Below are 14055 nucleotides of genomic sequence, written 5' to 3' on the forward strand. Positions count from 1 at the left end.
TCTAATTTGCTGTTTTTGATTTCACAATTTCGTTAGACGTTTTTTCTATTTTTGTATTAGGAGCTTTATCATCCTCTTTTTTAGCTTGGAAGGGCTTTACTAACATTCCTGCGTAGGCTCCTGGCACAGGTTCAGACAGCATAATTGTGCCGTTAGGGACATTTTTTAAAACCACTTTTGTATCTGAAAAATAGACAGGTTTGACATCTATCACATCCAACAAACTATCTCTAACTACATAAATTTGCTGTCCTTCAAGTATTAAATTTCTGTTGATTTCAATCGCATCAGTTTCTTTTTTAGCATTGAGATTTGCTTCCAAAAACATCCCTTCTTTAAGCGTTTCGTTTTTAACTTCAATAAATACTGTAATGGTTTGCGTTGTAGCATCAATACTTCCATTAACGCGAGACACAATACCAGAATAGGTTTCGGTATGTTCAAGATTATTTAACACTACGTCTTCACCAACCTTTAATAGGCTCGCATACGTTTTACTCAGCGCCACTTCCATTTCATAAACTGAAGGATCAATATATTCTCCTAACTTTTGTCCGTTACGAATTAGGGAACCTTCTGTAACTAGTGCTTCAGTTAATATCCCTGGGAATGAAGCTCGAATATTATATTTAGCCAAACGCTGTTCTAGGTTTTTGACATTGTAGAAATTTGAAACAATTCCTCGACCAGTAATAAAATAGTTTTCTTTTTCCGAAGTCATCTCAGGTAACTTAGGCGTGGTTTTATTTAAATCAAAACCACTGAGATAGTTTTGCCATTTAGGAAAGATTTCTGGGAAATCCAATCTTAAATCAGGCATGATTGCCGCAATCGAATTATAGAGATTACTTTTTGAAGATTGCACGCTGGCATAGTACTCTGAAGCATCAATACGAATTAATGTTTCACCTTGACGGTATTCTTGTCCGGGTTTAAAAAGTTTCCCACTAGTTCTAAAAACACCTTGAACTTCAGAATACAACTCAACACGACGCTTAGCGACTAGACTTCCATTCGCTGGAATTATGATTCGAACCGTACCGTTTTGAACCGTATCAATAAACACCGTTTTAATGACTTTTTCGGAAACTGGTTTTGGTTTTTTCTTATTCGCTATGAGTCGTTTAGCAACTAAAAAAGAGCCAATGATAATAAGGACTCCAATAATGGAAAGAATAATATTTCGCATAGGTATGATGGTTAGTCAACTACTAATAGGATTTGATTATGATCCTTTAAGTAAATTCAATACAAAAGTATTCAAATACGCCTCGTTTGCAGTTAAAAAAAACATAAAACCCTATAAATTAGCTAGGATAATTCTTCCAACTGATACTGAACAGCTTCCCAATCTGACATCAATTGCTTTAACTTTTCCTTTTTCTTTTGATAGCGATCAAAAAAGGTATCATCAGAAACCGTTTTATCATAATCAGTCGCTAAATCAACATCATCTGATTTAATTTCCTGTTCAAACTGATTAATTTTTGATTCTATATTACTCAATTTATTATTGAGAGATTTCAGTTTTTTCTGGTCTTGGTACGATTGCTTATTAGTTTCTTTAGGTGTTTCTTTAACAACAGTTCTTCGTTCTACTTCACGTAAATTCTCAACATTTCGTTGTTCTAAATAGAAATCGATATCTCCTAAATATTCTTTTATTTTCTCGTCTTTAAACTCATAAACTTTATTCGTTAAGCCCTGTAGAAAATCTCTATCGTGTGACACTAAAACCAAAGTTCCTTCATACTTTTTAAGCGCCTCCTTTAAAACATTTTTAGACATCATATCTAAATGGTTGGTGGGCTCATCCATTATTAAAACATTAATAGGTTGCAGCATAAGCTTTGCCAGAGCTAAACGATTCCGTTCTCCTCCAGATAGGACGCGTACAAACTTTTCTGCCTCTTCACCACGAAAGAGAAACGATCCTAAAATATCACGAACCTTACTTCTATTGGTTTCATTGGCAGCATCAATCATCGTGTCTAGAACAGTTTTACTTCCGTCCAAATACTCTGCTTGATTTTGGGCGAAATATCCAATCTGAACATTATGACCGAGTTTTAAATCGCCTTTATGTTTGAGTTCTCCGACAATAATTTTGGCCAATGTGGATTTACCTTGTCCGTTTTGCCCAACAAAAGCCGTTTTGCTATCACGCTCAATCATTAAATTGACATTAGACAATACATGATTGTCACCATAATTTTTCGATATGTTTTCGGCCTCAACAACTACTTTTCCAGGTGTTACTGAAACAGGAAAATTTAAAGTCATCACACTATTATCATCTTGATCAACCGTTATGCGATCAATTTTATCTAACTTTTTGATAAGCGATTGGGCCATTGTTGCCTTACTAGCCTTAGCTCTAAACTTTTCAATAAGTTTTTCGGTTTGTACTATTTGTTTTTGCTGATTCTTTTGTGACGCTAGCTGTTGCGTTTTAATCTCATTACGAAGGATTAAAAACTTAGAATACGGTTTTGGGTAATCGTAAATCCTACCGAGGGAAATTTCTATGGTTCGGTTAGTCACATTATCTAAAAACATCTTATCGTGAGAGACGATAACCACTGCACCTGAGTAATTTTTTAAGAAGTTTTCTAACCAAATTATAGATTCAATATCTAAATGATTTGTTGGCTCATCCAGCAATAGAACATCATTATTTTGAAGTAGAAGCTTCGCTAGTTCAATTCGCATTCGCCATCCTCCAGAAAATGTATCGGTAAGCTTCGTGAAATCCCCTCTTTTAAAACCTAAACCTTGTAATATCTTTTCGGTTTCGCCTTGATAATTATAACCTCCTACAATTTCATATTGATGTTGGATATCATTCAGATCAATCATCAATTGGTGATAACCGTCACTTTCATAATCTGTACGTTCAGCCAATTCCGTATTAACGAACTCCATTTTAGCTTCTAGCTCTTTAATTTCTTTAAAGGCTTCGTAGGACTCTTCTAATACTGTCCTTCCCAGGGTAAAATCAATATCCTGCTTTAAAAAACCAAAACTTAAATTCTTATCGGCAGCTATTTGTCCGGAGTCTGGCTCCAATTCTTTAGATAAAATCTTAAGCATAGTTGATTTACCGGCACCGTTTTTTCCAATCAAACCAATGCGGTCTCCAGGACTTAATTTAAACGTGATATCTTCGAATAGATATTCGCCTTGAAAAGATATAGAGAGATTATGAATATTTAGCATTTGCTACTTTTGTTATACTATTTTACTTATTAAAGTTTAAATTTGTATTCTATTTACAAAATGCAAAAGTAATCAAATTTATAGCATGTTAAAAGGCACAAAAATATATAGCATTTTTACAGGCTCTTGCCCAAAATGTCATCAAGAATCGATGTATAAAACTAAGAACCCTTATAGATTAACTGATACCTTAAAAATTAATGATAATTGTTCACATTGTAGTACACGCTATCGTTTAGAGCCTTCATTTTTCTTTGGATCAATGTTCATAAGCTATGGTGTTGGAATTGCATTTGCTGTTGCTGCTTTTATAATTAGCTACAACATCATTGAAACATCATTAGTTACTGCATTTTTAGCAATAGTGGGCACATTAGTGCTTTTAGGACCCATTATAATGAGGTTGTCGAGAAATATTTGGATTAACTTATTTATGAGTTATGATAAAGATTTAGCGAAGAAGAAGAAATAATTACTTATCAAATCGTTTGATGTCAATTTCAGAATCTAATGCTGTTCCTTTTTCAATATGATTAAATAATTCTTGGGCTACAAAAGGTGATATCATGACGCCACGAGTACCTAATCCATTCAGCACATGTATATTTTTATATTCTGAATGTGAGCCAACAAAAGGTCTACGGTTTTTTGTAGTTGGACGAATAGCAGCAACTTGCTGAACAATTTCAAAATCACAAGTGATAATTAGCCTCACCTTTTCAATCAAATCGTCTTTAGCTTCTTGGGTAACTTGATGTGTTTTATCTTCTCTTTCGTATGTCGCTCCAATCCAAAACAAATCATCTTCCAAAGGCACAATAAACACCGACGATTTTAGAATAAAATTCATTTTTAAATCTGGGGCTTTAATGGTCAACATTTCTCCTTTTGTTCCATTTAGTGGCAAATGGTTAAAAAATGGATTTTTAGTCAATCCAAAGCCTTCAGCAAAAACAATATGTTTAGATGTGATGTTTTTATACTGAATCGCATTGGATTCCATTTCTAATAATTCATATTGAAATTCTTCGGGAACTAGCCTATCAGTACTCCGAAGGTAATCACCATAAGATTTTACTAGTTGCGCTGTATTAATTCTTCCAGAATGTAAGACTTCACCATAACCAAATTCTGCATTGATAGATTCATTGATGTCACCAATTAGGTCAGTTGATAAAAAGTCGCATAGAACGGGCTTATCTGAAGCGACAAACCATTCATTCTGTTCTTCGATAGATGCGAATTTTCTATAAACAGGTAATTCATAGTTTAGCTTAACTGCTAATAAATTCTCGAGCACTTTGTACTTTGGTAATGCCAATTCTAATTGAGATTTGGCATTCCATACTTTAGTAAAACGTTTTAAAATCACTGGATTATACAATCCTGCTGCGACTCTGGAAGATTGTTGAGATGCGTTATCAAATACAACAAAATCTTTATTTGCAGCGCGCAACTGCTCACAAAAAGCAATACCTGCTAATCCACCACCAACAACAATATAGTCAAGCTCTTTCATTATTGTAAAAGTAGTGCAAATAAAAAACGCTCACTAAAATATAGTGAGCGTTTTGATATAATTTATGCCTTTACTTAGTAAGACCACATATCTTGTTCGAAATCACGAATCTTATCTTTGATACGATCTGATTCTAATAATTGCATTAATGCATTATCTGCAATATATTCTTTCACTTCTCTATCTCCAAATACATTTTCTTCTTTGTACATGTATCCATTAAAGCGTCTTGAATTTAACAAATGATCAAACGTTATAGGCTTAGCACTATTTTTGTTATTAAATGCTTTTCCTTCGTGTAATACTTCTCTAGCTTCTGGAAAGAAGATCCAAAACAGTGCATTAGGCAATTTGTTAGTTTCATCGGCAGAATCAATAAAGTTAATGTCTGGTGCAGCTGGTGCTATACCAAGAATTCTATATTTTAATTCTCCATGACGCTTATCAAAATACCAAAGTCCTTTAATTAAATAGGCACTAACATCGAATGCTTCGATATTTCTAGTTACTATATATTCAGGATCTACAAAGCCATCAGCATTTAATTGGTCATAACCTTGATCTAAAGTATCTATAGACGTTGTGATATCTTTGAGTTCCTTTAAAGTTCTTTTTTCATTAAAATAAGAATCATTATAAACGTTCTTAATTCTTCCACTCTTCACTGCTGTTATCAATGTATGATATAGTGATCGTCTTTCCTTACCAATATTATTAGTATCAACAGGAAAGTATAAAGGGAAGTTTACACGTTCGTCTAAAACTACTTTTTCCCAAGTTAATTTAGAAAACAGTATGTCTCTATCATCAACATAACCATATTCTAAAGGCTCGTCATTATCTAATGCTAACTGTGCTTCAGTTTTCTTGCCAACCTCTTGAGGTGTCTTCGCATTTAAAATGTTTGCTTGAGCAGACATACTGAATGTGAAACCTACAGTGGCAATGATTGATAATAAAAATTTATAATTCATCTTTTTAAATTTTAATTTGGGTTAATCAATAAATAGGTTGATTAGTTCGCTAATTCAATAACAGCTGGTGTTGCAGGTTTGATCGCTGGACCAGTACTTCTTGATTTAATATCAAAAATTTGAACCGTCGCACCACGTTTCGCTTTACGTAAAGCAGATTTTGCAGCTCCATTAAGCTTGTTACCAGAACAAATCACAGATGGCTGCCCAGGAACTTTAAACTTAAAGCTTGTTACTGTTAATGGTAAATCAAAATCGAAGTCTTCTAATACCGCTTCTACTCTACCAATTTCTACGTTGTTTCTCGGCAATTTACCATCACTCTGACCAACAATTTTACCAGTTGGTTTTGGGATGTCTTTAATTCTAAATACTGCTTTATCGCTTACTTTAGAACCATCGTCAAGTGTAGCCGTAACATTAATAATTACTTCACGACCTGATGTAGGTGTCATATTATATTTACCCATACCTGAACCTTTCTTAAGTCCAGCACCATTAGCCGCTACCTTATTATCAGGCACACCTGCAAATGAAATCGTCATTGGGTTAACAACACCACGATATACCACATTCATTTTATCTGCTGAAATCGTAGCAGAATTAGGTCTAGGTACTACCACATAGTTTCCTTTAATAGGAATTTCTAATGGCTTCCCATCTTCTAAGAATGTAAATTTACCGTTAATCTCATGCTCTCCAACACCACCTACGTTAAAATCTAAACGCGCAGCACCAGTAGAATCAATAGCTTCTGCTAAATCGACAGATTGCCCACCGATACTTAAACCTGTTGGTGGCACTTTAGCATACTTACCAATAACAACTCTACCTTGGAATTTTTCACCAGCAAAGAATGCTGATTTATCAGCTAGAATAATAGCTTTATACTTATTAAGCGTTATTGCATCTGTTAGTACATTCCCTAAGAAAAGGTTCATCATACCAGCTTCTGTAACTTTTACATCATTTTGCATTGCTGTAAGCTTAGTGTATGATGCAATAGCCGGAAATCCTTGAAAATGGTAGTTTAACCATTCTATTTTCTTTCCATCTTTATTAGCTTGTTTTCCAGTACCAAATAAGTCTTCAAAACTTAATAGAGCTTTACCGTATTTAATATCTTCTCCTAATATACTTCTTATTTTAGATTTATAACCTGCAATATTAGCCATCACTTCATCACCTTTCTTAGTAAATCGATCACCTGTAAACCAAGCTTCGTCTAAGATATCGGTCTTATCCATTTCTTCAAATGGTAATTTACCAGTTTCAGGATCGATTGCATACTCTCCCTCCTTTAATAAATCTCTCTTTAACGTCTCAATGTAGTTATAAAACTTTTCAGAAGCGATGCTAACTTCTTTTGCTTTAGAAGCTGGAATCATAAATTCTTCTGGTTTTTCTCCAGATTTACGCTCCAAATCGGCAAGCAAAGCTTCGTTTCTATCCGTTGTTGATACGTTTGAGTTAGCAAACTTTGCTTCCATTAAACCGAAAGCAGACAATACTTCTTTCGACATGTTCATAGCCATCATCGCAATGAAGACTAAGTACATTAGGTTAATCATTTTCTGTCTTGCGGACAATTTTCCTCCTGCCATGTTAATTAGTTTTTAGTTGTTAATTAATTATAGTTCAATAAAAACTAATTAGTTTTTGTTCATTGCAGATAACATTCCTCCGTAAACACCATTTAATGATGATAAGTTAGAAGCTAATGATTGCATTTGCTCTTTTAACTTAGTTGCATTTTCAACAGCTTCTTCGTTAATTACAGCTTGGCGGTTAGCGCTTTCCATTTGTACTTTGTAAAGGCTATTTAATGATTCCATTTGAGCAGCAGCTAAAGACATTTCTTCGCTATATCTCTTTTGAGCATTCATTCCCTCAACAGTTGGACTAATACCTTTGGCAGCATCTTCAAAATTTCTGATGCCAGTTCCAAGACTTGCCATTAATTCACCATCAATTTTTGCTTCTTTTAATAAATTATCTAATTTTTGAGATAATAATCCTTCGGCATCTTTAGGCGCTTCTTTCATTTTTTTACCTATCATTCCTCCAGCTAACTCTGGATATACTAAAGACCAGTCTAAATCTGATTGTTGTCTTTCAAATGCTGAATATGTAAATACTAAGGCTTCTACAATCATACCTACAGTTAAAATCTCAGAACCAAAAGGCCAGTGCTGAATTTTAAATAAAGCGCCTACAATTACGATTGCTGCTCCTAGTCCGTAGACCATGTTTGTGAGTGTGATGTTTCCTTTCTGTGCCATAATTTTGTTTTTTTTAGTTTTAAGCAGTTAACTTAAGTAGATTAATATTTATTTAGTTGAGTTAATTATTTTATTAGTTGGTTGCTGCATTCTTGGTTACTTCTGTTCCCATATAATCTTGGACAGTTCTAAAACCAATATAACTTCTTGCTGAATCGGCATACTCATAATCCCGTGAGCTCACCTGTAAGAAATATGCAACATCTTTCCAAGAACCACCACGTACGACTTTACGTGTGTTCTCTGGGTTGTTTACACTTGGGTTAAACGAAGCCATATATTCATAGGAAGCAGCATCATAAGAGCCTTGTACCCACTCTGAAACATTTCCAGCCATATTATATAGGTTGAAATCGTTTGGTTCGTAAGCATCAGCTTCTACAGTATATAATGCTTGATCGGCTGCATAATCTCCACGTAAGGGTTTAAAGTTAGCCATGAAACATCCTCTGTCATTTTTAGCATATGGTCCACCCCAAGGAAAAGTTGCTCCTTGAAGACCTCCTCTTGCAGCATATTCCCATTCTGCTTCAGATGGTAATCTATATGCGTTTACAAAGTGTTTTCCTTTAGATTTTCTGTATTCGTTATGATGGAGTGTTCTCCATTGGCAAAATGCTTTAGCTTGTTTCCAAGACACCCCTACTACAGGATAATCACCATAAGCGTCATGCCAGAAATAATCATTGTGCATTGGTTCGTTATATGAATAAGAGAAATCTCTAATCCAAGCCGTTGTATCTGGATATACCTCTACCTCTTCGGTAACAATAACATCACTACGACTTAAGCTACGGTCTTTTGCAGCTTTTTGAATGTCCATAAATTTATACTGAAACTTGAATTTTTTCACATCCCAAGTACGTTGACCATTATATGATTCTTCGATTGGTAAATACATGGTATCCATAACCTCAGCGTAGTACTCATCTGGATAATCTGCAGTATCGAAAATCAAATCAACTTCCTTGTTGAATTTTCTGCCTTCATAACCTGTTGGGCCAAGGCCACTGTAGTTATTATACATGTATTTTTCGTAAACAGACATATTATCTGGATCTGCATCGTTAAATGCAAATTCACCAATACCTCCATTACCAGGAGTTTCGCCAATGTCGTCGGCTAATATTGCTAATTTCGTTCTAAGAGTAGAATCTCTTACCCATTCCACAAATTGACGATACTCACTATTAGTGATTTCTGTTTCGTCCATGTAAAAGGCTCTTACCGTTACGGTTCTTGTTGGAGCATCTTGTACTCCAGCTAAATCGTCATCTGACTTTCCCATTATAAATGCTCCTCCAGGAACAAGTGTCATACCATAAGGTTTTTCGGGATGCCATTTCTTTCCTTTAACTCCTACGAGCTGTCCTCTGTCTCCAGAGTTACAACTGACCATTAGGGCTAAAACAGTGGTTAATAAAGCAAACTTCTTAATATTCATAGAAACTCGAGGTTAAATTATTTAGTTGTAATTGTTTGTTATTTGATGTCTTGATTTTTTCAAGGCAGTAAACATATTTATATATTTTGTAAAAACCTACTTTTTTTGAATGTTTTTTGCACTTTATCCCCAAAAGTTAACATTTCATCGATTAAAAAAGTGTTAATTAACATTCGATAAATATACTAAAAACTGTTCTTTTTATAGGCCTTGTACCATCTTTCTGGTATTTTACCTTGACTTGCCTCCACATAATCATCATGTGTGCAAGGTAATAACGTATGCTTTTTTAATTTATTATTAACATTTGGCAAAAAAGGTATCTCTATCCACCAACGTCCAGTTTTTGCACTTTTATAGAATATCAATTCATCATCTTCAATCAAGACATTGAATTTCTGATGATTATCTGAACTTCTAAAATCATCATCATTCACTCTACAATTAATACCTTCGATGAAATACCATATCATTTGTGATATCAACATAGGCGTTGCATCCAATTCATTGGTTGATTTATACTCATAAATCCCAAATGAAGACACCTTATTACTTATTCCAGCATATCGTGCAATAGCACAAATCTCTTTTCCGTTGAAACCATTAGGAGAATACTTTTGTTTAGCGCCAACTTCTGCTGCTCTTACAGATTTTAAATCCATAGTCACAATATGTGCATCTCTCATAACGGGTTCTACCATATTTATATTATAGGTAACTTCACCTAATCGGTAAGCTTCAAAATAAAGCTTATCCATTAAATCAATTTCTTCTTGAGAATTGAAATAGGTTTGATAACCAATAGCAGAATAATTAAATAGGTTGTATGGTTGCTCTAGGATGATTTTACCGAGAAAACTATTATTTTTCATCTCTACCGAAGCATCACCCAAATCAAAGTTACTATCTACATTAACAATATTAACCATTGGAGACATGGTGTCGTAGGCTCTATAGTTAGCATAAGTTAAATCTTGGCTTCCTCCTATTATTATAGGTATGATTTTTTTTTCAAGTAAAACTGAAATTATTGTTTGTAGTGCATAATACGTATCATCAATAGATGCGCCTGCAGGAATATCACCTAAATCGGCAACAGTTGTATGCCAGTTTCCAGGAAATAAGGAATACAATGCTATTCTAATGGCGTCGAAACTCAGTTCTTCTCCCATATAGTTCACATCATTTCGACTTTCTTGCACACCTATAATCGCGAGCTTAACACCATCTAAATCTGGAATGCCATTTTGAGCAGAGTGAATTTCCATCTTTTTCCCAAGCGCTTGTTGCGATAATAGCTCGTTATGAGCCAGTACTGCATCAGAGACTGGTGACAAAAAATTAAAATTCATTTGGTATTATTTTTTAGTAGCCGTTTTCTTTTTAGTTGTTTTTTTCTTGGCCGCAGCTTTCTTCTTAGGTGCTTTCTTTTCGATATGAGCTTGTGCTTCTTTTAAAGTCATCTTAGAAACATCAACGGTTTTTGGTAGCTCAACTTTTATTTTACCTTTTAAGATATTATGTCTTCCCCATCTTGCTTTCTCAACACGAATCCCTTCGTCTTCCCAGTTATGAATGACTTTATCTATTTCCTTCTGAATCTTCTCTTCAATCAATGTTACAATATCACTATCAGATAAATTATCCCAATCGTATTTTTTATTGACGTTGATAAACATATTGTTCCATTTTATAAATGGTCCAAAACGCCCTTTACCTTTTTGTACAGGTAATTCCTGATACATATATACAGGCGCATCTGCTTCTTGTTTCTCTTTAATTAGTTCAATAGCCTGATCCATTTCAACATCCATAGGATTTGTTCCTTTTGGAAGGGAAACGAATTTCTTTCCAAATTTCACATAAGGACCAAAGCGACCATTATTAACTTCTATAGCTTCATCTTCGTACGTTCCTAATTGTTTAGGCAACTTAAAAAGCTCCATGGCTTCTTCGTAAGTAATTGACGTTAATTGCTGATCTGGAGATAAACTCGCAAACTGCGGTTTGTCTTCATCATCAACAGTACCAATCTGAACCATTGCTCCAAATTTACCTAAACGCACGCTTACTTGCTTTCCTGTTTTAGGGTCTTTACCCAAAATACGTTCACCAGATTCACGATCAGCATTTGCAGCAACATCTTCTACTATAGGATGAAAGCTCTTATAAAAGTCTTTCATCATTTTAGTCCAGTCTTCCTTCCCTTCGGCGATTTGATCAAAATCTGCTTCAACTTTAGCTGTAAAGTTATAATCTAATATATTGCTAAAATGAGTTACCAAAAAATCGGTTACAATCATACCTATATCTGTAGGTACAAGTTTCCCCTTATCGCTATTTACTTTTTCAGTTAATTTTTTATCGGTAAGACTTCCGTTTTGCAATAGTAATTGAGAATAGTCACGTTCTTCACCTTCATTAGAACCTTTTTCTACGTAATTTCTATTCTGAATTGTTGAAATTGTTGGCGCATAAGTAGACGGTCTACCAATCCCTAACTCTTCCAATTGTTTTACCAAAGATGCTTCGGTATATCTATATGGTGGACGCGAAAAACGTTCGGTTGCCGTAATATAACTATTGAGTAAAGTCTCATTGACTTTCATTGCTGGCAACATTCCTTCTTGTTCTGTATCTTCATCATCAGTCCCTTCAAGGTATACCTTTAAAAAGCCTTCAAATGTAATCACCTCTCCATTAGCCGTAAAGGTTTCGTTATGTGTTGATGCTTCAATCTTAACATTAGTACGTTCTAGTTGCGCATCACTCATTTGTGAAGCAATGGCACGTTTCCATACTAAATCGTATAATCGAGCTTGATCTCTTTCTACATCTGCAGAATGTTTTTTAAAATCTGTAGGTCTAATCGCTTCGTGAGCTTCTTGAGCGCCTTTTGATTTTCCTTTATATTTTCTTGGCTTACTGAATTGAGAGCCAAAAGCTGTTTCTATTTCTGCCTGAGCACCATTTCGAGCTTCGTCAGATAAATTCACACTATCAGTTCTCATATAGGTAATCAAACCTGCTTCATACAAACGTTGTGCATTTGACATTGTTCTACTTACCGAAAACCCAAGTTTTCTTGAAGCTTCCTGTTGTAAAGTTGAAGTTGTAAATGGTGCAGCTGGTGATTTTTTAGCTGGTTTTTTCTCTAGGCTTGCAACTTTAAAATTAGCACTTGCGTTTGATTCTAAAAATTTATAAGCTTCTTCTTTAGTTGAAAAGTTCTTCGGAAGTTTTGCTTTAAATGTCTGTCCGTCTTCGTTTGAAAATTCGGCATCAATTCTATAAGACCCAGTGGGTTTAAAACCTGAAATCTCACGTTCTCTTTCAACAATTAATCGAACAGAAACCGATTGTACACGACCTGCAGACAAACCACCTTTTACTTTTCTCCATAGTACAGGAGAGAGTTCATAACCTACAATTCTATCTAAAACACGACGTGCTTGTTGCGCATCTACTAGGTCATAATCTATACCCCTAGGGTTTTCAATCGCCTTTTGGATGGCCGATTTTGTAATCTCATGAAAAACAATTCGCTTAGTCTTCGTTTTATCCAATCCTAAAGTTTCAGCTAAATGCCAAGCAATAGCTTCACCCTCTCGATCCTCATCACTTGCTAGCCAAACCATTTCGGCCTTCTTAGCAAGATCTTTAAGCTTTTTAACAACGTCCTTTTTGTCTTTTGAAACTTCATATTTAGGTTTAAAATCTCCTTCGACATCAACTCCTAACTCTTTTGAAGGCAAATCGGCAATATGACCAAAACTAGATTCTACTTTGAAATCTTTTCCAAGAAATTTTTCTATGGTTTTGGCTTTTGCTGGTGACTCTACAATGACTAAATTCTTCGACATATATGAATTTTTGAGGCTACAAATGTATGTGAAAAAAAAGTTATCTTCCTAATTAAAATAAATATCGATAGCATTTTAACTTAAAAATCAAGACTTTCATCTATGAATTTTTAATAAAAAAGCCTGAAAATTTCAGGCTCACTTATGATTAAATCGTTCATATCAATTTAAAACAAACGTACTTACTAATACAATTGAATATCCGATTTGGTGTTGATTGTTGCTAATAGATATAGGGTAATGGTTCAGGGAAATCTTCGATATTCAAAATCGTTTCGTTACTCCCGTCTACTTGAATTGGTGTTAAATCGAAAGAGCGTTCTTGACTAAAAACCGCCAAACAAGTTTCGGTATTGGCAAATATAAATTTTAGAAAACGTTGCTCAGGCAAAGTCTCCGAAACATCTCCAGAGTCTACCAAAACGATACTCCATGAATTACCATCACAACCACTTGCCGATATATCTATTGTTAGGCAGTTCCCTACAATTTCGGTACTAATGAGGCTATAAATATCAGATGCTGCAGAATCGTAAAACCCGCTATCAACAACTACAGTTTGTCCACAAGGTGTTTGAATCCAATCGTCATCATCATCACATTGCGTATTCATTAATAATAATGTAAAACAAAAACAAGCAGAAATAATTTTAGTTAGCTTCATAAATAGATATTTCTATTTAGATGTAACAATCCTTAAATGGTTGCGTCAAAATTTGTGTCATTTCCAATTCTTTTTAGTTCCTCATTGTCA

At 34.6% G+C, this 14055-nt stretch carries 11 protein-coding genes; 1 reads left to right on the forward strand and 10 read right to left on the reverse strand.

Annotated elements, in window-relative coordinates; all coding sequences use genetic code 11:
- Nucleotide 1: 1 nt before the first annotated feature.
- Together V7719_RS15715 and V7719_RS15720 are read right to left on the reverse strand one after the other, a co-directional pair.
- A complete protein-coding gene (locus tag V7719_RS15715) occupies nt 2–1189 on the reverse strand; it encodes an efflux RND transporter periplasmic adaptor subunit (RefSeq protein WP_335730894.1) in 1188 nt (395 codons plus the stop codon).
- Nucleotides 1190–1311: 122 nt separating this feature from the next.
- Entirely contained in the window at nt 1312–3219 is a 1908-nt protein-coding gene (locus V7719_RS15720) for an ABC-F family ATP-binding cassette domain-containing protein (RefSeq protein ID WP_335730895.1), read from the reverse strand.
- A gap of 151 nt (nt 3220–3370) precedes the next feature.
- Here V7719_RS15720 and V7719_RS15725 point away from each other — a divergent pair, with 151 nt between their 5' ends.
- Nucleotides 3371–3691, forward strand: coding sequence for a DUF983 domain-containing protein (locus tag V7719_RS15725; protein WP_442969098.1), 321 nt, complete (start codon nt 3371–3373; stop codon nt 3689–3691).
- Here V7719_RS15725 and V7719_RS15730 read toward each other — a convergent pair whose 3' ends face one another.
- From V7719_RS15730 to V7719_RS15765, 8 genes are all read right to left on the reverse strand, one after another.
- Entirely contained in the window at nt 3692–4738 is a 1047-nt protein-coding gene (locus V7719_RS15730; protein ID WP_335730897.1) for an NAD(P)/FAD-dependent oxidoreductase, read from the reverse strand.
- A gap of 74 nt (nt 4739–4812) precedes the next feature.
- Nucleotides 4813–5712 (reverse strand): type IX secretion system ring protein PorN/GldN, encoded by a 900-nt coding sequence (gene porN / locus V7719_RS15735; RefSeq protein WP_335730898.1) that lies wholly within the window; start codon nt 5710–5712, stop codon nt 4813–4815.
- Nucleotides 5713–5753: 41 nt separating this feature from the next.
- Nucleotides 5754–7316, reverse strand: coding sequence for a type IX secretion system motor protein PorM/GldM (porM, locus tag V7719_RS15740; RefSeq protein WP_335730899.1), 1563 nt, complete (start codon nt 7314–7316; stop codon nt 5754–5756).
- 48 nt (nt 7317–7364) lie between these two features.
- Nucleotides 7365–7994, reverse strand: coding sequence for a type IX secretion system motor protein PorL/GldL (porL, locus tag V7719_RS15745; protein WP_335730900.1), 630 nt, complete (start codon nt 7992–7994; stop codon nt 7365–7367).
- 73 nt (nt 7995–8067) lie between these two features.
- Nucleotides 8068–9432 carry a type IX secretion system lipoprotein PorK/GldK gene (gene porK, locus V7719_RS15750; protein WP_442969100.1) on the reverse strand — a complete coding sequence of 455 codons (1365 nt, stop codon included), beginning with the start codon at nt 9430–9432 and terminating at the stop codon, nt 8068–8070.
- 191 nt (nt 9433–9623) lie between these two features.
- On the reverse strand, nt 9624–10790 hold the full coding sequence (locus V7719_RS15755) for a formimidoylglutamase (RefSeq protein WP_335730902.1): 1167 nt from the start codon (nt 10788–10790) through the stop codon (nt 9624–9626).
- A 6-nt stretch (nt 10791–10796) separates the two neighbouring features.
- Entirely contained in the window at nt 10797–13301 is a 2505-nt protein-coding gene (gene topA, locus V7719_RS15760) for a type I DNA topoisomerase (RefSeq protein WP_335730903.1), read from the reverse strand.
- 223 nt (nt 13302–13524) lie between these two features.
- Nucleotides 13525–13965, reverse strand: a complete 441-nt coding sequence (locus V7719_RS15765; RefSeq protein ID WP_335730904.1) for a hypothetical protein — start codon at nt 13963–13965, stop codon at nt 13525–13527.
- Nucleotides 13966–14055 lie beyond the last annotated feature (90 nt).

Origin of the sequence: Psychroserpens sp., assembly GCF_036960315.1 — a bacterium.
GTDB lineage: Bacteria > Bacteroidota > Bacteroidia > Flavobacteriales > Flavobacteriaceae > Psychroserpens.

Coding starts and splice junctions, on each gene's coding strand:
- V7719_RS15755 (WP_335730902.1), bottom strand. CDS start 10,790: ATGAATTTTAATTTTTTGTCACCAGTCTCTGATGCAGTACTGGCTCAT.
- topA (WP_335730903.1), bottom strand. CDS start 13,301: ATGTCGAAGAATTTAGTCATTGTAGAGTCACCAGCAAAAGCCAAAACC.
- V7719_RS15730 (WP_335730897.1), bottom strand. CDS start 4,738: ATGAAAGAGCTTGACTATATTGTTGTTGGTGGTGGATTAGCAGGTATT.
- V7719_RS15720 (WP_335730895.1), bottom strand. CDS start 3,219: ATGCTAAATATTCATAATCTCTCTATATCTTTTCAAGGCGAATATCTA.
- V7719_RS15765 (WP_335730904.1), bottom strand. CDS start 13,965: ATGAAGCTAACTAAAATTATTTCTGCTTGTTTTTGTTTTACATTATTA.
- porL (WP_335730900.1), bottom strand. CDS start 7,994: ATGGCACAGAAAGGAAACATCACACTCACAAACATGGTCTACGGACTA.
- V7719_RS15715 (WP_335730894.1), bottom strand. CDS start 1,189: ATGCGAAATATTATTCTTTCCATTATTGGAGTCCTTATTATCATTGGC.
- V7719_RS15725 (WP_442969098.1), top strand. CDS start 3,371: ATGTATAAAACTAAGAACCCTTATAGATTAACTGATACCTTAAAAATT.
- porN (WP_335730898.1), bottom strand. CDS start 5,712: ATGAATTATAAATTTTTATTATCAATCATTGCCACTGTAGGTTTCACA.
- porM (WP_335730899.1), bottom strand. CDS start 7,316: ATGGCAGGAGGAAAATTGTCCGCAAGACAGAAAATGATTAACCTAATG.